The following is a 22,269-nucleotide window of genomic DNA, read 5'->3' as shown; positions in this document are numbered from 1 at the left end:
CCGTTCCCGTCAGCGGGTGAGCTTCTTGTGCTTCATCCGGTGCGGGATGATGGCGTCGACGCCGAGGCGGCGCTTCTTGTCTTCCTCGTAGTCGTGGAAGTTGCCCTCGAACCACTCCACGTGGCTGTCGTCCTCATAGGCGAGGATGTGGGTGGCGATGCGGTCGAGGAAGAAGCGGTCATGCGAGATGATGACCGCGCAGCCGGCATAGTCCTCCAGCGCCTCTTCCAGCGCGCGCAGCGTCTCGACGTCGAGGTCGTTGGTCGGCTCGTCGAGAAGCAGCACGTTGGCGCCCTGCTGGAGGATACGAGCGAGATGCACGCGGTTGCGCTCACCGCCCGAGAGCATGCCGACCTTCTTCTGCTGGTCGCCGCCCTTGAAGTTGAAGGCGCCGCAATAGGCGCGCGAATTGATCTCGCGCTTGCCGAGATAGAGCACCTCGTTGCCGCCGGAGATTTCCTCCCAGACGGTCTTCTTGTCGTCCAGCGCGTCGCGGTTCTGGTCGACATAGCCGAGCTTGACGCTCTCGCCGATGGTGATGGTGCCGGCGTCGGGCTTTTCCTGCCCGGCGATCATGCGGAACAGCGTGGTCTTGCCGGCGCCGTTCGGCCCGATGACGCCGACGATGCCGCCCGGCGGCAGCTTGAACGACAGATTATCGATCAGCAGATTGTCGCCATAGCCCTTGGACAGGCCCTCGAAGGCGATGACGTTGTTGCCGAGCCGCTCGGCCACGGGGATGACGATCTGCGCGGTGGTGGGCGCCTTCTCGGACGCCTTCTTGACGAGCTCGTCGTAGCGCTGGATGCGGGCCTTGTTCTTGGCCTGACGCGCCTTCGGGGAGGCGGCGATCCACTCCTGCTCGGAAGCGAGCGCACGCTGGCGCGCCTCGTCCTCGCGGTTCTCCTGCTGCATGCGCTTGGTCTTCTGCGTCAGCCAGGAGGAGTAGTTGCCCTCGTAGGGGATGCCGCGGCCGCGGTCGAGCTCGAGGATCCAGCCGGTCACGTTGTCGAGGAAGTAGCGGTCATGGGTGACGATGAGGATCGCGCCCGGATAGTTGCGCAGATGGCCTTCCAACCAGTTGGTGGTCTCGGCGTCGAGATGGTTGGTCGGCTCGTCGAGCAGCAGCAGCTCGGGCTGCGAGAGCAACAGCTGGCACAGCGCGACGCGACGACGCTCGCCGCCCGAGAGCTTCGAGACGTCCGAGCCCTCCTCCGGGCAGCCCAGTGCGTCCATCGCCTGGTCGATCTTGCTGTCGAGGTCCCACAGGCCCTGACCTTCGATCTCATCCTGGAGCGCGGTCATCTCGTCCGCGGTCTCGTCGGAATAGTTCATGGCGAGTTCGTTGTAGCGGTCGAGGATCGCCTTCTGCTTGGCGACGCCGAGCATCACGTTCTCGCGCACCGACAAAGTGGGATCGAGCTGCGGCTCCTGCGGCAGGTAGCCGACGCGCGCGCCTTCCGCGACCCAGGCCTCGCCGGTGAAATCCTTGTCGAGGCCGGCCATGATCTTGAGCAGCGTCGACTTGCCCGAGCCGTTGGGGCCGAGAATGCCGATCTTGGCGTCCGGGTAGAAGGAGAGATGGATGTTCTCCAGCACCTTCTTGCCACCCGGATAGGCCTTGGTCATGCCGTGCATGTGGTAGACGTACTGATAGGAAGCCATGTCCAGTTCCTGCGCTTGCGCGTGGGGGGCGCGCGTCGCGGCTACGCCGACGATCGGGCCTTGGGTGCCGGGTGAAAGGGTTGCGCGCTATGTAAACCGCGCTTCCCCGAGCGGCAAGGCCGGAAGGGGCCAGGGCAAGGCTTGGCACTGCCTTGCCGAAGTTTGGCCGGATCACCTGTCACGCCATTGCACCATTCGGGTAGCTACGTATTGTCATAGGTCAAATCACGCCGGGCCGTTGCCGGGCATGGTGCCGAACGCCGTTCCCCGCCCCCACGCCCGGCCCGTTCGCATGCTGTCGCATATTCCCGCGGAAGACCTCCGCGAACTGTATTTCAACTTCCCGGTGGCGACCTGCCTCGTCGGCCGCGACGGGCGCTACATCGCGGCGAACCGCGAATATGCCGAGCTGATCCACGCCCCGCTCGCGACCATGATGGGCAAGCATATCGCCGAGCTGTGCGGGGACATCGTCCACGCCCACGTGGTCCGCGATTTCGCTACCTTCGATGCGGGCGAGGCTGTTCCAAGTCACGAACTGGCATTCTTCGGGCGTTTCTATCTGGTCGCGGTCCGGCCCATGCGCGACAAGGGCTCGCCGCGCGTCGAGGCCCTGTGCATCGCCCTCACCGACATCACGGAACAGAAGACGCTGGAAAGCCGGCTGGAACTCGCCAACCGGCAGCTCAGCGAGGCGAACCGGCAGCTCACCGAAGCGGCGCGCACCGATGCGCTCAGCGGCCTGTGGAACCGGCACGCGCTGGAGGAGATGCTGGCACGCGAGATCGGCCGCTGCCGGCGGGAACGGGCCGCGCTTTCGGTGCTGATGATCGATATTGATCACTTCAAGAAATACAATGACGGCTACGGCCATCCGGCCGGCGACGGCGCCCTGCGCGCCGTCAGCCACGCCATGGCCGGCGTGCTGAAGCGCCCGGGCGACATCGTGGCACGCTATGGCGGCGAGGAATTCCTCGTGGTGCTGCCGACGACCGACGCCTCCGGCGCCCTGAGAGTCGCCGGCGATGTCCGGGATGCCATCGCCGCGCTCGCCATCGCGCATGAGGCCAGCACCTCCGGACGCCTCACCGTGAGCATCGGCGTGGCGAACCTCAGCGCACCCGCCCGTACCGCGACCATCGCCGATATCCGCGCCACGCTTATCGACGGTGCGGATCAGGCGCTTTACGCGGTCAAGGTCGACGGCGGAGACGGTATCCGGCTCCACGCCCCCGACCAAAGCGTCCTCGACCGTCGGGACGGCGCTGCGGCCCCCGCCTGAGAGACGCCGCCAACGCGCCCGCGCAAATTTTTCGATGCGGTATTGGAACGCCACCCGCCGTCATGCGTTGGAGGCATGCCAGCGCCGGCAAAGAGGCGCGAGGATACGTTGTTACCTCATGGATCGGAGGCCCAGCGGGTATAGGGGCAGCATGGCGCCAGCACGAACCGCATCAGGAAACGGCATGCACCCTTACCCCGAATCGGACTGGGCATTGTTCCTCGATATCGACGGCACGCTGATCGAACATGCCGACCATCCCGAGGGCATCACCATCCCCGAGGATCTCCCCGACCTCCTGACCCGGCTGCAGCTCACGCTCGGCGGAGCGGTGGCGCTGGTCTCCGGCCGCACCATTGACTGGATGGACCGGCGCTTCGCGCCGGCGCGCCTCCCCGCCTCCGGCCAGCATGGCGCGGAGATTCGCCTAGCGCCGGATGCTCCCGCCGTACCGATCCCGATTCCGCGCTGGCGCCACCCGCTGGAGGAAGCGCTGGATCGTGAGCTCGCCACCTGGCCCGGCACCTATATCGAGCACAAGCCCTTGTCGCTGGCGGTGCACTTCCGCGCCGTCCCGCAATTCGGCGACGCCATCATGCAGAAGGTGATCGACGTCGGGACCGGCCTCGGGGACGGCGTCGAGTTCCTCAAGGGACGGTTCGTCATCGAGGTCCGGCAGGGCGGGCACGACAAGGGCAGCGCGGTCGAGCAGTTCATGCGGAGCACGCTCTTCACCGGGCGCCGGCCTGTCTTCCTCGGCGACGACGTGACCGACGAGGACGGCTTCCGGGCGGCCCGGCAGGCGGGCGGGCTCGCCGTTGCGGTGGGTCCGCGCCCGACGCAGCAGGCCGACCACCGGCTGGCGACGCCGAGCGAGGTGCGCGACTGGCTGAACCGACTTCCCGAAGCGCTGGAGAGCGTTAGCCCGTGAGTTCCAATCTGAACCTCGCCGCGATCGGCAACGGCACCATCGCCGCCCTGATCGACCGCAATGGACGTGTCGCGTGGTGCTGCTGGCCGCGCATCGACGGAGACCCGGTCTTTTCCTCGCTGCTCGGCGGCGAGGAGCCGCAGGCGGGATTCTTCGACGTACTGCTCGACGGGCAGGTCAAGGCGACGCGGCGCTACCAGCGCAACACCGCCATCATCGAGACGATCCTCGAAAACGATCAGGGCGCGCAACTGCGGATCACCGACTTCGCGCCGCGCTTCAAGCTCTATGACCGCATTTATCGTCCGGCGACGCTGGTGCGGCGCATCGAGCCGATAAGCGGCACCTGCCGGGTCACGATACGCCTGCGCCCGCATTCCAACTGGGGCGAGCAGCGACCGGAGCCGGTGCGCGGCTCCAATCACATGCGCTTCGCGAGCGACGACTTCACCCTGCGCGCCACCACCGACCTGCCCATCGTTTATGTGATGGAGGAACGCCCCTTCGTGCTCGGCAAGGCGGCGACCATCGTGCTGGGGCCGGACGAGCCCTTCCCGTCCAGCCTCGCCGATACCACCCGCGGCTTCGAGGAGAAGACCCGCGACTACTGGCACGACTGGGTGCGCTATCTCTCCGTGCCGTTCGAGTGGCAGGACGCGGTGATCCGCGCCGCCATCTCGCTCAAGCTGTGCGCCTATGAGGAAACCGGCGGCATCGTCGCCGCCCTCACGACCTCAGTGCCCGAGGCGCCCCACTCGATCCGCAACTGGGACTATCGCCACTGCTGGCTGCGCGACTCCTACTTCACCGTGCGCGCGCTGAACCTGCTCGGCGCCACGCGGACGATGGAGGACTACATCCGCTACCTGACCACGGTGATCGCCTCCGAACCCTCGGGGAGGCTCGCGCCGGTCTATTCCATCGTGCCGGGAACCCCGCTGGAGGAGCGCTTCGCTCCCGCCCTGCCCGGCTTCAGCGGCATGGGGCCCGTGCGGGTCGGCAACCAGGCCGCCGAGCAGGTGCAGAACGACGGCTACGGCCATGTCGTGCTGGCCGCCGCGCAGACCTTCTTCGACGACCGGCTGCCGAACCGTGGCGACCGGGCGCTGTTCAACCTGCTGGAAGGGGTCGGGGCACGGGCGGTGGAATTCGCCTTCGAGCCGGATGCCGGCTTGTGGGAACTGCGCGGCAAGCGGCGGGTGCACACCTTCTCCGCGGTGATGAGCTGGGCCGCCTGCGACCGGCTCGCCCGCATCGCCCGGGTGCTGGACCTGCCCGAGCGCGCCACCTTCTGGACCGACCACGCCAACGAGATCCGCGCCCGGATTCTTGCCTTCGCGTGGGACGAGAAGCTCGGCAGCTTCGTCGACGCGCAGGAGGAAGGCCAGCTCGACGCCAGCCTGCTGCTGCTCGCCGAGCTCGGCTTCGTGCGCCCGGACGACCCGCGCTACGTGGCGACGGTGGAGACCGTCGGACGCGAGCTGAAGCGCAACGGCTACCTGATGCGCTACGCGGGCGAGGATGATTTCGGCCTGCCGGAAACTTCCTTCACCATCTGCTCGTTCTGGTACGCGGGAGCGCTCGACCTGATCGGCCGCCGCGACGAGGCCCGCGAGATGTTCACGAGCCTGCTCGCCCGGCGCAACGAGGCCGGGCTGCTCTCCGAGGACATCGACAACCAGACGCTCGAACTGTGGGGGAACATCCCGCAGACCTATTCGATGGTCGGCCTGATCGACACGGCCATGCGTCTGTCCAAGACATGGGAGGAAGCGTTCTGGCGAGGCTCGTAGTCGTATCGAACCGCGTGGCGTCGCCCAAGGAACGGGCGGCCAAGGCGGGAGGACTGGCCGTCGCGCTGCGCGAGGCGCTCGGCACGCGCGGCGGCCTGTGGTTCGGCTGGAGCGGAGAGACCCAGCCGAACCCGTCGGATACGCCGAAGGTCTTCCGCTCGGGGCGCGTGACCTATGCGCTGCTCACGCTCGACCCGGAAGACCAGCGCGCCCATTACGCGGGCTATGCCAACGGCACGCTGTGGCCGCTGTGCCATTACCGGCTCGGCCTCCTGAGCTTCCGCCGCGCGGACTGGGAGGGCTACCGGCGGGTGAACGAGCACTTCGCCCGCGCCCTGCTGCCGCTGCTGCAGCCCGACGACATCATCTGGGTCCACGACTACCACTTCATCCCGCTGGCGGCGGAGCTGCGCAAGCGCGGCTTCGAGGGGCGGATCGGCTATTTCCATCACATTCCCTGGCCGACGCCGGACGTGTTCCTCAGCCTGCCCTCCCACGCCGCGCTGGTGCAGGACCTCTCGCAATACGACCTCGTGGGGCTGCAGACCGAAGACGATGTGCGGGCGCTGCTGACCTACATCTCGTCGGAAGCGCGGGGCTGGATCGCGCCGGGCGGCGTGGTGGGCCTGCGCGAACGGCGCTTCCGCGTCGCCGCCTTTCCCATCGGCATCGACGCGACAGCCTTCGTTCGCGACGCCAAGGCGTCGGTCGGCAGCGACGAGGAACGCCGTCTCCACGAGAGCCTCGCCGGCCGCGCGCTGGCGGTCGGCGTGGACCGGCTCGACTATTCCAAGGGCCTGCCCGGCAAGTTCGCCGCCTTTGGCGAGTTGCTCAGCCGCTATCCGCAGCACCGCTCCACGGTCACGATGATGCAGATCGCGCCTGTCTCGCGCGGCGAGGTGGCCGAATATCGCGCGCTGCGCCGCGAGCTGGAGGAACTGGCCGGCGCCATCAACGGCGAATATGCCGAGTTCGACTGGGTACCTCTGCGCTACCTGAACCGGCCGTTCCAGCGCGCCACCCTCGCCGCCATCTACCGCACCGCCCGGCTGGGGCTGGTGACGCCCCTGCGCGACGGGATGAACCTCGTCGCCAAGGAATATATCGCCGCCCAGAATCCCGAGGACCCGGGCGTGCTCGTCCTCTCCCGCTTCGCCGGCGCGGCGGACGAGCTTACCGGCGCGATACTGGTCAATCCCTACGACATCGAGGGCATGGCCGACGCGATGAACGCCGCGCTGCTGATGCCGCTCGACGAACGTCGGGAACGCTGGCAGACCAACATGGCGAAGGTGGAGGGAAACACCATCCACGATTGGTGCGAGCGCTTCATCCACGAATTGTCGGGCGCTATCGACCATCTGGACAACCCGCCCAAGCGTGCGAAACGCCCCCGCCGGGGATAGGAATTCCCGCTGACGGCTACCGGCCAACGTCCGGTAGCCAGCGCACCGCCATGGCGAAGCTCCTGGAGGTGCCCGGCTCGATCAGCGACAGGCCGGGCTTCCGGGTGAACTCGGCCGGCGCATCCTCCGGCGAGGCGTAGCCGGACCAGGGCTCGATGCACAGGAAGGGCGCGCCGGGCTTCGACCACAGGCCGAGCTGCGGCATGCCGGGGAAGGCCACTTCCAGCCCCGGTTCGCCCGGAACGCCGAAACGCACGTGGTGCGAGCGCGGCGCGAGGAAGATCAGCGCGTCGCGCGCGAACATGGCGTCATCCGGCTCCACGACCGCATCCACCGCCGGGTTCGGCTCGGTGGCGGCCGACAGAAGGCCGCCGACGGGACGGTGGACCGGCTCGACCTCGGCCTTCTCGAAGATCAGCCGATGGTCGGCACGGGTGCCGCCATAGGGCAGCGGCCAGCGGAAGGCCGGATGGAAGCCGAAGCTCGCCGGCAAAGGAACGGCCCCCGGATTGCTCACCACCGCCTCGATGGTCAGCGTCGCCTCGACCAGCGTGTAGGTGACCGCCAGCGTGAAATCGAAGGGATACTGCTTGCGCGTCTCGTCGTCGGCGTGGAGGGCGAAGCGCGCCGACGAGCTGGTGCGCTCCTCCAGCGTGAAAACCCGCCGACGGGCGAAGCCGTGCTGCGCCATCGGGTAGATGACGCCCTCATGCACGAGCTGGTCATTGGGCAGGCGGCCGACGATGGGAAAGAGCAGCGGGGCGCGGCCCGTCCAGAAGGCGGCATCGCCGTTCCAGAGCAGGTCGTGCCCCTGCTTGTCGACGAGCCGCACCATCTCGGCGCCGAGCGGCGCGATCTCCACGTCCAGATAGCCGGATTTCAGTCGCACCGTCGCCTCAACCATACCAATCACCGTCTCGACATCGCCCAAGATCAAGGTTAACCGAATCCTTGTGGATTCGAGATTCCACAGCCCCGCCTCGCCCCCGCAGCTTCTGGCCGTCCGGTGCCATCATGTCCCAGACTCTCGGCCCTGTCGCCGCGCTCCTGCTGGGCGTCTTCTTTCTTGTAACCGGGAGCGGCCTTCAGAACACGCTGCTGCCGTTGCGCGGCGCCTTCGAAGGCTTCAGCGCCATCAATCTCGGCATATTGGGGTCGAGCTACTACCTCGGTTTCGTGGTCGGCTGTCTGGTGGTGCCGCATCTGGTGCGCCGTTCCGGCCATATCCGCGCCTTTGCCGCGCTGACCTCCGGCGTGGTGGCGACCATGGTCGCCCATCCGCTGTTCATCGATCCCTATTTCTGGTTCGCGCTGCGCACCGTCACCGGCTTCTGCTTCGCCGGTCTCTATCTCGTCATCGAGAGCTGGCTCAACGACCGCGCCACCAACCAGACGCGCGGCTTCGTGATGAGCGCCTACGTCATGGTCGACTACGCGGCGCTGACCGCCGGCCAGATGATGATCACGCTCTATCCGGTGCGCAGCTTCGAGCTGTTCGCGCTCGCCGCCATCCTGTTCTCGCTGGCAACGCTGCCGGTGGCGATCACCAGCAGCGGGCAGCCGGCACCGATCGAAACGGCACGCATCCGCCTGCTGCGCCTGTTCCGCGCGGCGCCGGTGGCCATGGTCGGCTGCTTCGTCATCGGGCTGACCAATGGCTCGCTGTGGAGCCTTGGGCCGATCTTCGGCATCGGGCGCGGCCTGACGGCGGACGGCGCCGCCACCTTCATGAGCGCGGTGGTCGTGGCCGGCGCGCTGGCTCAATGGCCCATCGGCTTCCTGTCCGACCGCATGGACCGGCGGCGCATTCTCGCCGCGCTGCTGGTCGGCGCGATGCTCGCCAGCCTCACCCTCGGCGCGATGGAATTCGGGCTTCTGGGCCTCAGCGCGCTCGGCCTGTTCTACGGCGCGCTGGCCCTGCCGGCCTATTCGCTCGCCGCCGCCCATGCCTATGACCGCACGCCGGCCTCCGACGCGGTGGAAACCGCGGCGGGGCTGCTGCTGCTCTACGGCATCGGGTCGGTGGTCGGGCCCGCTCTCGCCTCCTTCGGCATGCAGCACTACGGGCCCGGCGCGCTTTTCTTCTTCAATGCCGGCGCCTACACGCTGCTGCTGCTGTTCGTGGTCTGGCGGGTGAGCATGCGCGAGCCCGCGCGCAAGCCCGACGTGGCGACGGAGCCGATGAGCGAGCCGATCGCCTCCACCCCGACGGGTACCGTGCCGCGCCCGGAGAGCGAGCCTCCGCGCCGGCGCTGGCCCTGGCTCCGCGCGAAGAAAGCGCCCAAGCGGGCTCCGACGTCTTCAGCCAAGCCCCAGGTCAGGCCCACGGTCAGCCGGGAGGAGACGTCACGGACCGCCGATACGTTTCCGACCGAGCAGGACGGGCGCTCCGATGGCGCCTGAGCCGTTGACGGGCGCCGCGAGCGATCTACGTCGCGCAGCGAGAAGGTGACGCATGCTGAAATACGCGGTGATATTCCTGATCGTCTCGCTCGTGGCCGGCGCGGTCGGCCTCACCAACGTGTCGAGCCTCGCACGCACCATCTCGATGGTGCTGTTCGGCCTGTTCTTCCTGGGGTTCCTGCTGCTGATCGGTCTCGCCATGATGGTCGATCACGCCATGCAGGTGCCCTGACAGAGACTTCAGGCTCCAAGCCGCTCGCCCACGGACGACCAGTTGACCCGCTCGTCCAGCACCGCCTGGATATGGGCGGGCCGCCGGTTCTCCCAGTCGAGATAATAGGCATGCTCCCACACGTCGATGCCGAGCAGCGGACGCATCTTCTCGGCGACGGGGTTGCCGGCATCCTTCAGCCCGACCACCGCCAGCTTGCCGTCGTCCTCGACGAGCCAGACCCAGCCGGACCCGAAGACGCCGCCGCCGACCTCCACGATCTGCTTCTTCAGCGCGTCGATGCCGCCGAAGTCACGCTCGGCCGCCTGCACCAGCGCCGGGGGCGGTGCGGCGGGACCATCAGTGAATTGCTGCCAGTAGAAATTGTGGTTCCAGGCCTGGCCGGCATTGTTGAAGATGGCGGCTTCCTTCTCGTCGGCGGCCCGCCGGATGACCGCCTCCAGATCGAGGTCGGCATAGGGCGTGCCGGCCGTAAGCGCGTTCAGCTTGTCGAAGTAGCCCTTGTGATGCTTGCCATAGTGCAGGCCGACCGTGCGCGCCGAGATGGTCGGCGCCAGCGCGCTCTCGTCATAGGGCAGAGGCGGCTGAACGAACGGCGCAGCCGCGCGCGCGATGTGCGGGCGGGCGAAGGTCGAGGCCGCCAGCGCGGCACCAGACGCGGCCAAAAGGGTGCGGCGGTTCAGCATGGGATGCTCCTTGTGCGAAGCCAGCCCCTGCGAGCCAACCGCAGCTCGCCGAAATCGTTCCCCCGCGCGAGGAAGACACAGATTGATCTACCGCAAGGCCGGCACCATCTCGAGGACTAGGCTTCCTGCATCAAGGAGGATGCCATGCCCACCGAAACCGTCATTTTCCTCGCCTTCATCGTGATCGCCTTCGGCTGCTTCGCCGCGACGCTGGCCTATGTGGATTCGTCCACCAAGCAGGCCCGTCGCCAGCATCACCCGATCCCGGGTGAATGAAGCGCCCGGCACCCTCGCCGAAGCGCCCATCGAAACGAAAAAGGCCGCGCACTACGCGGCCTTTTTGATGGAGCGGGCGGAGCCCGGTATCGCCGGAGCTCAGTTGTCGAGGAAGGAGCGCAGCTTGCGGCTCCGCGAAGGGTGCTTGAGCTTGCGCAGCGCCTTCGCCTCGATCTGACGGATACGCTCGCGCGTGACCGAGAACTGCTGGCCGACCTCTTCCAGCGTGTGGTCGGTGTTCATGCCGATGCCGAAACGCATGCGCAGCACGCGTTCCTCGCGCGGGGTCAACGACGCGAGGACACGCGTCGTCGTTTCGCGAAGATTGCTCTGGATCGCCGCGTCGATCGGCAGGATGGCGTTTTTGTCCTCGATGAAGTCGCCGAGGTGGCTGTCTTCCTCGTCGCCGATCGGCGTTTCGAGCGAGATCGGCTCCTTGGCGATCTTGAGGACCTTGCGGACCTTCTCCAGCGGCATGCCGAGCTTCTCGGCCAGCTCCTCCGGGGTCGGCTCGCGGCCGATCTCGTGCAGCATCTGGCGCGAGGTGCGCACGATCTTGTTGATCGTCTCGATCATGTGCACGGGGATGCGGATGGTCCTTGCCTGATCCGCGATGCTGCGGGTGATCGCCTGCCGGATCCACCAGGTCGCATAGGTCGAGAACTTGTAGCCGCGCCGGTACTCGAACTTGTCGACCGCCTTCATCAGGCCGATGTTGCCTTCCTGAATGAGGTCCAGGAACTGCAGACCGCGGTTCGTGTACTTCTTGGCGATGGAGATGACGAGGCGCAGGTTCGCCTCCACCATTTCCTTCTTCGCCTGCCGGGCTTCCTTCTCGCCCTTCTGCACCATCTGGACGATCTTGCGGAATTCCTGGATCTCCAGCCCCGTCTCGGTGGCGAGGGCATGGATTTCCGAGCGCAGGTCCTTGATGCCGTCGAGTTCCTGCCCGACGAAGCCCTTCCAGCCGCGCGAGGTGAGGTTCTTCACCCGGCTGATCCACTTCGGGTCGAGCTCGGAGCCCTGATACTGCTTGAGGAAGTCCTCGCGCGCCACGCCGAAGCTTTCGGCAAGGCGCATCAGGCGGCCCTCGAGCGACACGAGGCGCTTGTTGATGTCGTAGAGCTGCTCGACGAGGTTGTCGATGCGCGCCTGATTGAGCGACAGCGACTTCACGTCGCCGATCAGCTGGTCCTTCAGGGTCTTGTACTTGCGGTCCTGCGACGGCGAGAGACTCTCGTTGCGGAGCTTGGACTCGACGTTCTGGTCCTGCAGGCGGCGCAGCTTCTTGTAAGCGTCCGCGATGTTGTCGAAGGTCTCGAGGACCTTCGGCTTGATCTCGGCTTCCATCGCCGCGAGCGACAGGGAGTTCTCCATGTCGTCATCGTCGTCGGCCGCGATGCTCTCGCCGATGGTCGGCTCGCTCTCCTCGTCACCGTCGGGCGCCAGCGAGCCGCCCTCGACGATGGGGCCGTTCTTCGCCTCGGGACCGGCATAGGTCGCCTCGAGGTCGATGATGTCGCGGAGAAGGACCTTCCCCTCGACCAGTTCATCGCGCCAGATGATGATGGCCTGGAAGGTCAGCGGGCTCTCGCAGAGCCCGGCGATCATCGCCTCGCGACCGGCCTCGATGCGCTTGGCGATGGCGATTTCGCCCTCGCGCGAGAGCAGCTCGACCGAACCCATCTCGCGCAGATACATGCGCACGGGGTCATCGGTGCGCTCGCCCGGCTCCGACTTGGTTTCCGAACGGATGACGGCACGCGGGCTCGCCTCGGCCAGCTCGCCGCCGGACTCTTCCTCGTCCTCAGCCGGCTCGGCGCCCTCTTCGGCTTCCGCCTCGGCTTCGGCCTCCTCGGCCTCGACGACGTTGATGCCCATCTCGTTGAGCATCGCGTAGATGTCCTCGATCTGGTCCGAGGTGTTCTGGTCCGAGGGGAGAACCTCGTTCAGCTCGTCATAGGTGACATAGCCCCGCTTCTTGGCGAGCTTGATCATCTTCCGGACGGCGGCGTCCGAAAGGTCGAGCAACGGGCTATCCGGGGTGTCGCCATCCTTCTCGGGGGCTTCCGTCGCTTCCGCTGCCTGCTTCGCCATGCGTGTGCTCCTCAAGCGCCGTGCGGTGCCCCGCCCCCGGCGTGCGACGGGGGCCTTGCGGTCCCGTCCTGTCGATCGTTCAACCCCGCTTCTCCCGCCGGCGGTCGAGAGACGCAAACAGGGCTACACGCACCACGCACGGGGGACGCGCGCGGGCGGGCAGCCCAAGGGACCTCTACATCGACCGCGCCGGGCGACCCGACGCGGCGCCGAACCCCTCTACCAAAGCTTCGGTTCCGTCAAGTGCCGCGAGCTGTCTTTGTACGTCGAGAAAGCGCGCCCAGTTCATGTCGGTGGGCTCCTCGGCAAGGCGTTTCTCGGCTTCTTTCAGATCCTTAGATAGGGCATGACCGCGCCGGTGCAAGACCAGACGCTGGTGCCACCATAGTTCGACATCCGAGCGCGCCGCGTCCGCGAAGGCCGGCCAGTCGTGCCGCGCGATGGCGGAACGGGCGAGGCGCGCGGCAAGCGGCGCGTGGCCCTGCGATTCCAGGCGCGCCGCGAGCTTGACGGCATCGTCCGTGTCCCCGTCCATATGAGCGTCGAGCAGCGCGCGGCGCAATTCCGCCGCCTCCCGGTTCTGCAGCGGCAGGTCCGCGAGTTCCTCGGCACACTGGTCCAGAAGCCAGGGATGATTGATGACCGCGAACAGGAGCAGAGCTTCGTTGCGCGGCATCTCCGCCGCCGCGCCGCGCACCAGCGCCGAGCGACGCATTGCCTCACCCGCCGCAGCGCCGGGCATGGGCCGCCCGTTGGGACGGCGCCCACCCCGGTTCTGGAAGCGGCCCTGATATTCGCCCGCCCCCCGGCGCGGGTTGTCGCCCGGCACCATCACCGGCGAGAACAGGCGCCGGAAGCGGTCCATCAGTTCGCCGCGATAATGCTTGCGCACCGTCTCGTCGCCGATGACGCGCACGATCTCGCCGATGCGCGCCTCCAGCGCCGCCCGGCGCTCGGGCGTGTCGACGCTGGCGCTTTCCATCTCGCGCGACCACAGGACATCCGCCAGCGGGCGGGCCTGCGCCAACACGCCATCCACCGCCTCGCGCCCGCCGGAGCGGACGAGGTCGTCCGGGTCCTGCCCCTCCGGGAGCATGCCGAAGGACAGGCTCACGCCGGGCTTGAGATGCGGCAGGGCCAGATCGATGGCGCGATAGGCGGCGCGCCGCCCGGCCTTGTCGCCGTCGAACAGCAGGATCGGCTCGGGCGCCATCTTCCACAGCAGCGCCAGTTGCTCCTCGGTCAACGCCGTCCCGAGGGGGGCGACCGCGCCGGCAAAACCCGCCTCGACCAGCGCGATGACGTCGACATAGCCCTCGGCGGCGATCACCGGCGCGCCGTTATGCGCGGCGGCGCGGGCATTGAAGCCGTTGTAGAGCAGCGAGCCCTTGTGGAAGAGCGGGGTCTCCGGCGAGTTGAGGTATTTGGCCGGCACGTCCTTCTCGAGCGCCCGGCCGCCGAAGGCGACGACCCGGCCGCGCAGGTCGGTGATGGGAAACATCACGCGGTCGCGGAAGCGGTCATAAGGCAGCGCCACGTCCTCGGCGGAGATCAGCAGCCCTGCCTCAACCATGTCCTCGACCGGAACGCCCTTGGAGCCCAGCGCCTCCTTCAGCGCGAAACGCTCGGGCAGCGCGTAGCCGAGGCGGAAGCGCCCCTGCGTTGCCGGACCGAGGCCGCGATCGGCGAGATAGCCGCGCCCCTTGGCGCCGGCACGGCTCTGCAGCACCGCCTCGAAATATCTGGCGGCCAGTTCCATCACCTCATGCAGCGTCTTGCGCCGGGTCTCGCGCTGCTCCTCCTCGCGCGACTGCACCGGCATGGGCAGGCCGGCCATGCCGGCGAGCCGTTCCACCGCCTCGGGAAAGGGCAGGCCCTCGACCTCCATCAGGAAGTCGAACTGGTCGCCATGCTTGCCCGAGGAGAAGCAGTGGTAGAAGCCCTTCTGGTCATTGACGTAGAAGGATGGCGTCTTCTCGGGATTGAAGGGCGACAGCCCCCGCCATTCCCGCCCCTGCTTCTTCAGCTGCACGCGCTTGCCCACCACCTCCGACACCGGGAGGCGGGCACGGATCTCGTCGAGGAACGAGGGCGGAAAGCGCATGGGAGGACGAGTCTCACCGAGAGGTCGGACAAGCATCATAGCAGGCCGGCGGAGCACCGCCGCGCCGGAAGAGGTCGGGATGGCGGGATTTCTGCCCGGGACGAGCGATCATCCCCGCTGTCCCCAGCCGTCAGCTCACCCCATATAGGCGCGCCAGAGCGCCGCGGCGAGAATGCCGAGCGCGATCGCCGGCAGGGCCTTGCGCAGCACCAGCGTGCCCACGACCGCCACCGCCACGGCGACATAGGCCGCCGCGCCGCCGCGCACCGTCGCCGGCACGACGATCGCCACCAGCACCGATCCCGCGAGATAGCGCAGGAACGCCTCCACACGGGCGGACATCGGAACGAAGCCGACGAGGAAGATGCCACCGGCGCGCGTCGCATAGGTGATGAGCGTCATGGCGAAGATGATGAGCAGCGCATCGACAGTGCTCATGACCGCGTCATCTCGTCGCGCACGAGGCCGGCGATGCCGCCGGCGAGCCCGCCTGCCAGTACATGCCAGTTGGGCGGCAGGAACCAGACCGCCCCCATGGCGGCGAGGCCCGCCACCAGCCAGGGCAGGTCGTCGATCCGGCCACGCCGCAGGCCCACCAGCGTCGTGGCGAAGAAGGTCACGAGCACGAGGTCGAGGGCGTAGGTCTTCACATCGTCGAGCGTGAGTCCGCCGGCCACCGCACCGATGACGCTCGCCGTCACCCAGGTCAGCCACATCAGGGCACCGGCTCCGACGAGATAGCCGAGGTCGCGTTCGCCCCGCCGCTCGGCGGCGATCAGCGCCGCCCAGTTGAGATCGCTGAGCAGCGTCATCGAGCCATAGACCTTCCAGGCCGGCAGGCCCCGGCACAGCGCCCGGAGGGAGGCGCCGAGCAGGATGTGCCGCGCATTGATGGCGAAGGTCGCGACCAACAGCGGCAGCCAGGGGATCGGCTTCGTCCACAGATCCAGCGCCGCGAACTGCGAGGCGCCGGCGAAGACCAGCGCACTCATCAGCGCCGCGATCCAGCCTTCGAGCCCGTGGCCGCGCGCGGCGATGCCAAAGGCGACGCCGAAGACGAAGACCGGCGGCAGCACGGCGAGGATCGCCCTCGCCCCGCGCCAGCAGCCTGCCCAGGTGAGCGCGGCCCCGTGCGGGGATGGTTCAGCGGCAGGCGGCATGGCGAGAACGCGACGTTGGACGCGGGTTGGAGAGGGCCCGGGGAAGACGGCGTGATGGAACGGTTGACTTGCAGCCGGCGGATCAGCCCGCCGTCAGCAGCGCCTTCACCGTGCCGCTCGCCTTGCCGAAGTCCATGACGCCCATGTAGCGCTCCTTCAGGGCGGCCATGGTGCGGCCCATGTCCTTGAGGCCGTGAGCGTCGATCTCGGCGATCACCGCCGCGATCGCGGCCTGCGATTCGGCTTCCGTCATCTGCTGCGGCAGGAAGGACTGGATGACCGCGATCTCCTCGCGCTCCTGGGTCGCGAGGTCGACACGGCCGGCCTCCTCGTAGACCTTCGCCGATTCCTCGCGCTGCTTGATCATCTTGGCCAGCAGCCCGAGCAGTTCGTCGTCGGAGAGCGGGTCCTTGCCATGGCCGCGCGCCTCGATATCGCGATCCTTGATCGCGGCATTGACGAGGCGCAGCGTGCCGAGGCGCCGCTTGTCCTGCGCCTTCATGGCGTCTTTGAGCGAATTGTTGATCTCGTCGCGCAACACGTTCGTTATGCCTTCCTGCAATTCGCGAGGCCGCGCGCCGGAATTCTCGCTTTCCGGTCCGCACCGCTGCTCGCGATCCTGTGGTTGTCCGCCCCTGCCCCACGCGCCGCGCCCCTATCCGGCGCAGCCATCCGCAATTCGAGGCCCAGATACGCAGCGTGAGGCTGGCATCCGGCGCGGCAACCGACTAATTAGGGCACACAACGACAGGGAACAAGATCAATGAACGGTAGCGCTGAGCCGCACTCCGGCGACGACGTGTGGGCCGAGCCCCTCCCGACCGCCCTTCTCGTGCTGGCCGACGGAACGGTGCTGGAGGGCTTCGGCCTCGGCGCCACGGGCCACGCGGTCGGCGAGGTCTGCTTCAACACGGCGATGACCGGCTATCAGGAGGTGCTGACCGACCCCTCCTATGCCGGGCAGATCATCACCTTCACCTTCCCGCATATCGGCAATGTCGGCACCAACGAGGAAGACATCGAGACCGTCTCGATGGCCGGCGCCTCGGGCGTGCGCGGCGTGGTGCTACATTCGGCGATCACCGATCCCTCGAACTACCGCGCTACCCGCCATTTCGACCAGTGGCTCAAGGCACGCGGCATCGTCGCCATCTCCGGCATCGACACTCGCGCGCTCACCGCGCTGATCCGCGACGGCGGCATGCCCAATGCGGTGATCGCCCATTCCCCGGACGGCACGTTCGACCTTCCCGCGCTGAAGAAGGAAGCCGCGCAGTGGCCCGGCCTCGTCGGCATGGACCTGGTGCCGATGGTCACCAGCAGTCAGCGCTTCACCTGGGACGAGACGCCCTGGACCTGGCCGGAAGGCTACGGACACCAGAAGGTGCCGGCGCACCACGTCGTCGCCGTCGACTACGGCATCAAGCGCAACATCCTGCGCCTGCTCGCCCGCGCCGGCTGCAAGGTGACGGTCGTTCCCGCCACCACCTCGGCGGAGGAGATCCTCGCCCTCAATCCCGACGGCGTGTTCCTCTCCAACGGCCCCGGCGACCCGGCGGCGACGGGCGAATATGCCGTGCCGGTGATCCGCGAGATCATCGACCGCGGCGTGCCGACCTTCGGCATCTGCCTCGGCCACCAGATGATCAGCCTCGCGGTGGGCGGGCGCACGGTGAAGATGCATCAGGGCCATCACGGCGCGAACCATCCGGTCAAGGACATGACCACCGGCAAGGTCGAGATCACCTCGATGAACCACGGCTTCGCGGTTGACCGCGACAGCCTGCCGGCCACCGCCACCGAGACCCATGTCTCGCTGTTCGACGGCTCCAACGCCGGTATCGCGCTGACCGACAAGCCGGTGTTTTCGGTGCAGTACCACCCCGAAGCCAGCCCCGGCCCGCAGGACAGCCATTATCTCTTCGACCGCTTCGTCGAAATGATCGCGAAGAAAAAGGCCGCCTAGGCGCCAGCGCGCCGACAGTCCCTTGGCAAAGCCCTCCCGGCTGCGATCAGGAATGTTCGCGCTCGCGCCCGGCGGCGGGCCGACCGTCAACAACGGTTCGACGCGGCTGTCCGTCCGGGGCAAAGAGGTCATGTCGGCAACGCGGGCCTGTGCCCTTCCCCCTCGGGGGAATCTAGGTTAAGGGAAGCCCCCAATTGCGGGGGCTCCCCTCGCCCAGAAAGTTCAATCCGGGTCCGCCCAAGGACGCGTTGCACAGCGCGTCCTTTTTCGTGCGCCCGGACAAATGCGCGAGCCGCACGGGATCCGATGCCGAAACGCACAGATATCTCCACCATCCTCATCATCGGCGCCGGCCCTATCGTTATCGGCCAGGCCTGCGAGTTCGATTATTCCGGCACCCAGGCGTGCAAGACGCTCAAGGCCGAGGGCTACCGGGTGGTCCTCGTCAATTCCAATCCGGCGACGATCATGACCGATCCCGATCTCGCCGATGCCACCTATATCGAGCCCATCACCCCGGAAATCGTCGCCAAGATCATCGCCCGGGAACGCCACGCGATCCCCGGCGGCTTCGCGCTGCTGCCGACCATGGGCGGCCAGACCGCGCTGAACTGCGCGCTGTCGCTGCGCAAGATGGGCGTGCTGGACGAGTATGACGTCGAGATGATCGGCGCCACCGCCGAGGCCATCGACAAGGCCGAGGACCGCGAACTGTTCCGCGACGCGATGACCAAGATCGGCCTCGACACGCCGCGCTCGCGCCAGATCAAGACGCTGCCGCAGGCCCTGGAGGCGCTGGAGGAAGTCGGCCTGCCGGCCATCATCCGCCCGTCCTTCACCATGGGCGGCCTGGGCGGCGGCATCGCCTACAACAAGTCCGAGTACATCGAGATCATCGAGCGCGGCATCGACGCCTCGCCCACCAACGAGGTGCTTGTCGAGGAAAGCGTGCTCGGCTGGAAGGAGTACGAGATGGAGGTCGTCCGCGACAAGGCGGACAACTGCATCATCGTCTGCTCCATCGAGAACATCGACCCGATGGGCGTCCATACGGGCGATTCCATCACCGTGGCTCCCGCGCTGACGCTGACCGACAAGGAATATCAGCGCATGCGCGACGCCTCGCTCGCCGTGCTGCGCGAGATCGGCGTCGAGACCGGCGGCTCCAACGTGCAGTTCGCGATCGACCCGGAGACGGGCCGCATGATCGTGATCGAGATGAACCCGCGCGTCTCGCGCTCCTCGGCTCTGGCCTCGAAGGCGACGGGCTTCCCCATCGCCAAGGTCGCCGCGCGCCTTGCCGTCGGCTACACGCTGGACGAGATCGCCAACGACATCACCGGCGGCGCCACCCCGGCCTCGTTCGAGCCGACCATCGACTACGTCGTCACCAAGATCCCGCGCTTCGCCTTCGAGAAGTTCCCCGGCTCCGAGCCGATCCTCACCACCTCGATGAAATCGGTGGGCGAGGCGATGGCGATCGGCCGTACCTTCCAGGAATCCCTGCAGAAGGCGCTGCGCTCGCTGGAGACCGGCCTCACCGGCCTCGACGAGATCGAGATCGAGGGTCTGGGTCTCGGCGACGACAAGAACGCCATCCGCGCCGCCATCGGCACGCCGACGCCCGACCGCCTGCTCAAGGTGGCGCAGGCCATGCGCCTCGGCCTCGACGACGAGGCAATCCACGCCGGCTGCAAGATCGACCCCTGGTTCCTCGAACAGATCCGCGAGATCGTCGAGACGGAAGCCAAGGTGCGCGCGCACGGCCTGCCGAAGACCGCCGGCGCCTTCCGCAAGCTGAAGGCGATGGGCTTCTCGGATTCGCGCCTCGCCGGCCTCGCCCGGCTGCACGAGGCGGAAGTCTCGGCCCAGCGCCGCGCGCTCGACGTGCGCCCGGTCTACAAGCGCATCGACACCTGCGCCGCCGAATTCGCCGCGCCGACCGCCTACATGTATTCGTCCTACGAGACGCCCTTCGCCGGCACGCCCGCCGATGAATCGCGCCCTTCCGACCGGAAGAAGGTGGCGATCCTCGGCGGCGGACCGAACCGCATCGGCCAGGGCATCGAGTTTGACTATTGCTGCTGCCATGCCGCCTTCGCGCTGAAGGATGCCGGGTACGAGACCATCATGGTCAACTGCAACCCGGAGACGGTCTCCACCGACTACGACACCTCGGACCGGCTCTATTTCGAGCCGCTGACCGCCGAGGACGTGATCGAGATACTCGACCGCGAGCGCGCCAACGGCACGCTGCACGGCGTCATCGTGCAGTTCGGCGGGCAGACACCGCTCAAGCTCGCCCGCGCGCTGGAAGAGGCGGAAATCCCGATCCTCGGCACCTCGCCCGAAGCGATCGACCTCGCCGAGGACCGCGACCGCTTCAAGACGCTGCTGGACAAGCTCAAGCTGCGCCAGCCGGCGAACGGCATCGCCTATTCGGTCGAGCAGGCCCGTCTCGTCACCGCCGACCTCGGCTATCCCCTGGTCGTTCGCCCCTCCTACGTGCTGGGCGGGCGGGCGATGCAGATCATCCACGAGGAGAGCCAGCTCGGCGACTACCTGCTGGGCACCTTGCCCGGACTGGTGCCGAACGACATCAAGGCGCGCTACCCCAACGACAAGACCGGCCAGATCAACACGCTGCTGGGCAAGAATCCGCTGCTGTTCGACCGCTATCTCTCGGACGCCATCGAGGTCGATGTCGACTGCCTCTCCGACGGCAAGGACACCTTCATCTGCGGGATCATGGAGCACATCGAGGAAGCCGGCATCCATTCGGGTGATTCGGCCTGCTCGCTGCCGCCCTACTCGCTCAAGCCGGAAACCATCGCCGAGCTGGAGGCGCAGACCCGCAAGATGGCGCTGGCGCTCGGCGTCGGCGGCCTGATGAACGTCCAGTACGCCATCAAGGACGGCACGATCTACGTGCTGGAGGTCAATCCGCGCGCCTCGCGCACGGTGCCCTTCGTCGCCAAGGTGGTCGGCCAGCCCTTCGCCAAGATCGCCGCCCGCGTCATGGCGGGCGAGGATCTCGCTTCGTTCAAGCTCACCCCCTTCGCGGGCGACCATGTGGCGGTGAAGGAAGCGGTGTTCCCCTTCGCGCGCTTCCCCGGCGTCGACACGGTGCTCGGCCCGGAGATGCGCTCGACCGGCGAGGTGATGGGGCTCGACAGCTCCTTCCCCGTCGCCTTCGCCAAGAGCCAGCTCGGCGGCGGCACCAAGGTGCCGACCTCGGGCACGGTGTTCGTCTCGGTGCGCGACGACGACAAGTCGCGCATCCTCGACGCGGCGCGGCTTTTGGTCTCGCTCGGCTTCAAGGTGATCGCCACCTCCGGCACCCAGCGTTTCCTGGCCGAGCACGACGTGCCCAGCGCCAAGATCAACAAGGTACTGGAAGGCCGTCCGCATATCGTCGACGCGATCAAGAACGGCGAGGTGCAGCTCGTCTTCAACACGACCGAGGGCGCGCAGGCGCTGGCCGATTCCCGGTCGCTGCGCCGCGCCGCCCTCTTGCACAAAGTGCCGTATTACACCACGCTATCAGGTGCCATAGCGGCGGCGCGGGGGATCAAGGCCTATATCGGCGGCGATCTGGAAGTGCGTGCCCTGCAGGACTACTTCAACCCCGGCCGGTTCTGACGGCGCCTTCGCGGCGCAGACAAACCGCCGCGAACGACGGAAATAGAAAGCCCGCGCGGGTGGTTCATCGAGGGCCCACGGCCCGATGAACCCCCGCGGGGGCTTCGTTTGCTTTTGGGAGGTCAAGAAAAGACCAATGGAAAAGATTCCGATGACCGCTGGCGGCCATGCCGCCCTGGAGAGCGAGCTCAAGCAGCGCCAGCAGGTCGAGCGCCCGCGCATCATCGAGGCCATTTCCGAGGCCCGCGCCCACGGCGACCTGTCCGAGAACGCCGAGTACCATGCCGCCAAGGAGCAGCAGGCGCTCAACGAGGGTCGCATCGCCGACCTCGAGGACAAGCTCTCGCGCGCGGAGATCATCGACGTCGCCAAGCTCACCGGCGACATCGTCAAGTTCGGCGCCACCGTGACCCTCATCGACGAGGACACGGAAGAGGAGAAGAGCTGGCAGATCGTCGGCGACATGGAGGCCGACGCGAAGGCCGGCCGCATCTCCATCTCCTCGCCGCTGGCGCGCGCGCTCATCGGCAAGAAACTTGGCACCTCCGTGGAAGTGGTCACGCCCAAGGGCGCCCGCTCCTACGAGATCGCCGGCGTCCGCTTCGCCTGAACGGAACGCATCGGAC

Annotated in this window: 18 protein-coding genes; 10 read left to right on the top strand and 8 right to left on the bottom strand. The window is 67.4% G+C overall.

Going from position 1 to position 22,269, the window contains the following annotated elements; translation table 11 throughout:
- Nucleotides 1-9 precede the first annotated feature (9 nt).
- Nucleotides 10-1,665: an energy-dependent translational throttle protein EttA gene (gene ettA, locus FO470_RS07655; RefSeq protein ID WP_144342357.1), complete on the bottom strand. Its 1,656-nt coding sequence runs from the start codon at nucleotides 1,663-1,665 to the stop codon at nucleotides 10-12.
- A 292-nt stretch (nucleotides 1,666-1,957) separates the two neighbouring features.
- Here ettA and FO470_RS07650 point away from each other — a divergent pair, with 292 nt between their 5' ends.
- From FO470_RS07650 to FO470_RS07635, 4 genes are all read left to right on the top strand, one after another.
- A complete protein-coding gene (locus FO470_RS07650) occupies nucleotides 1,958-2,947 on the top strand; it encodes a GGDEF domain-containing protein (protein WP_186291881.1) in 990 nt (329 codons plus the stop codon).
- A gap of 184 nt (nucleotides 2,948-3,131) precedes the next feature.
- On the top strand, nucleotides 3,132-3,878 hold the full coding sequence (gene otsB, locus FO470_RS07645; RefSeq protein WP_144342355.1) for a trehalose-phosphatase: 747 nt from the start codon (nucleotides 3,132-3,134) through the stop codon (nucleotides 3,876-3,878).
- Nucleotides 3,875-5,671: a glycoside hydrolase family 15 protein gene (locus tag FO470_RS07640; RefSeq protein WP_144342354.1), complete on the top strand. Its 1,797-nt coding sequence runs from the start codon at nucleotides 3,875-3,877 to the stop codon at nucleotides 5,669-5,671. Before otsB ends, FO470_RS07640 begins: the two co-directional genes overlap by 4 nt.
- Nucleotides 5,656-7,077 carry an alpha,alpha-trehalose-phosphate synthase (UDP-forming) gene (locus tag FO470_RS07635; RefSeq protein WP_144342808.1) on the top strand — a complete coding sequence of 474 codons (1,422 nt, stop codon included), beginning with the start codon at nucleotides 5,656-5,658 and terminating at the stop codon, nucleotides 7,075-7,077. The genes FO470_RS07640 and FO470_RS07635 overlap by 16 nt, the downstream gene beginning before the upstream one ends.
- A 16-nt stretch (nucleotides 7,078-7,093) precedes the next feature.
- Here FO470_RS07635 and FO470_RS07630 read toward each other — a convergent pair whose 3' ends face one another.
- Nucleotides 7,094-7,981 (bottom strand): aldose 1-epimerase family protein, encoded by an 888-nt coding sequence (locus FO470_RS07630; protein ID WP_144342353.1) that lies wholly within the window; start codon nucleotides 7,979-7,981, stop codon nucleotides 7,094-7,096.
- Between the two features lie 110 nt (nucleotides 7,982-8,091).
- Between FO470_RS07630 and FO470_RS07625 the strand changes: the two genes are divergently transcribed.
- Together FO470_RS07625 and FO470_RS07620 are read left to right on the top strand one after the other, a co-directional pair.
- Nucleotides 8,092-9,480: an MFS transporter gene (locus FO470_RS07625; RefSeq protein ID WP_144342352.1), complete on the top strand. Its 1,389-nt coding sequence runs from the start codon at nucleotides 8,092-8,094 to the stop codon at nucleotides 9,478-9,480.
- Nucleotides 9,481-9,532: 52 nt separating this feature from the next.
- The gene (locus tag FO470_RS07620) at nucleotides 9,533-9,712 is read left to right on the top strand and encodes a DUF1328 domain-containing protein (RefSeq protein ID WP_144342351.1); all 180 of its coding nucleotides are present in this window, start codon (nucleotides 9,533-9,535) and stop codon (nucleotides 9,710-9,712) included.
- Nucleotides 9,713-9,720: 8 nt separating this feature from the next.
- Here FO470_RS07620 and FO470_RS07615 read toward each other — a convergent pair whose 3' ends face one another.
- Complete coding sequence (locus tag FO470_RS07615) at nucleotides 9,721-10,398, bottom strand: superoxide dismutase (protein ID WP_144342350.1); 678 nt, start codon at nucleotides 10,396-10,398, stop codon at nucleotides 9,721-9,723.
- Nucleotides 10,399-10,542: 144 nt separating this feature from the next.
- On the opposite strand from FO470_RS07615, the gene FO470_RS19770 reads away from it, so the two are divergent.
- Nucleotides 10,543-10,674, top strand: coding sequence for a hypothetical protein (locus FO470_RS19770; protein WP_272482968.1), 132 nt, complete (start codon nucleotides 10,543-10,545; stop codon nucleotides 10,672-10,674).
- Between the two features lie 99 nt (nucleotides 10,675-10,773).
- On the opposite strand, the gene rpoD is transcribed toward FO470_RS19770, so the two are convergent.
- The 5 genes from rpoD to FO470_RS07590 form a co-directional block, all read right to left on the bottom strand.
- Entirely contained in the window at nucleotides 10,774-12,771 is a 1,998-nt protein-coding gene (gene rpoD, locus FO470_RS07610) for an RNA polymerase sigma factor RpoD (protein ID WP_144342349.1), read from the bottom strand.
- Between the two features lie 175 nt (nucleotides 12,772-12,946).
- Nucleotides 12,947-14,875 carry a DNA primase gene (gene dnaG, locus FO470_RS07605; RefSeq protein ID WP_144342348.1) on the bottom strand — a complete coding sequence of 643 codons (1,929 nt, stop codon included), beginning with the start codon at nucleotides 14,873-14,875 and terminating at the stop codon, nucleotides 12,947-12,949.
- A 135-nt stretch (nucleotides 14,876-15,010) separates the two neighbouring features.
- A complete protein-coding gene (locus tag FO470_RS07600; RefSeq protein WP_144342347.1) occupies nucleotides 15,011-15,313 on the bottom strand; it encodes an AzlD family protein in 303 nt (100 codons plus the stop codon).
- Nucleotides 15,310-16,035, bottom strand: coding sequence for an AzlC family ABC transporter permease (locus FO470_RS07595; protein WP_144342346.1), 726 nt, complete (start codon nucleotides 16,033-16,035; stop codon nucleotides 15,310-15,312). The genes FO470_RS07600 and FO470_RS07595 overlap by 4 nt, the downstream gene beginning before the upstream one ends.
- A gap of 82 nt (nucleotides 16,036-16,117) precedes the next feature.
- Nucleotides 16,118-16,576: a GatB/YqeY domain-containing protein gene (locus FO470_RS07590; RefSeq protein WP_144342345.1), complete on the bottom strand. Its 459-nt coding sequence runs from the start codon at nucleotides 16,574-16,576 to the stop codon at nucleotides 16,118-16,120.
- 222 nt (nucleotides 16,577-16,798) lie between these two features.
- Between FO470_RS07590 and carA the strand changes: the two genes are divergently transcribed.
- From carA to greA, 3 genes are all read left to right on the top strand, one after another.
- Nucleotides 16,799-18,001 (top strand): glutamine-hydrolyzing carbamoyl-phosphate synthase small subunit, encoded by a 1,203-nt coding sequence (carA, locus tag FO470_RS07585; protein WP_144342344.1) that lies wholly within the window; start codon nucleotides 16,799-16,801, stop codon nucleotides 17,999-18,001.
- 306 nt (nucleotides 18,002-18,307) lie between these two features.
- A complete protein-coding gene (carB, locus tag FO470_RS07580; RefSeq protein WP_144342343.1) occupies nucleotides 18,308-21,643 on the top strand; it encodes a carbamoyl-phosphate synthase large subunit in 3,336 nt (1,111 codons plus the stop codon).
- Between the two features lie 136 nt (nucleotides 21,644-21,779).
- Nucleotides 21,780-22,253, top strand: coding sequence for a transcription elongation factor GreA (gene greA, locus FO470_RS07575; protein ID WP_144342342.1), 474 nt, complete (start codon nucleotides 21,780-21,782; stop codon nucleotides 22,251-22,253).
- Nucleotides 22,254-22,269 lie beyond the last annotated feature (16 nt).

Source organism: Ancylobacter moscoviensis, from assembly GCF_007559435.1.
GTDB classification, from domain to species: Bacteria; Pseudomonadota; Alphaproteobacteria; order Rhizobiales; family Xanthobacteraceae; genus Ancylobacter; species Ancylobacter moscoviensis.
Note: the sequence above shows the minus strand (reverse complement) of the source record. Positions and strands in the feature narration are given on the sequence as shown.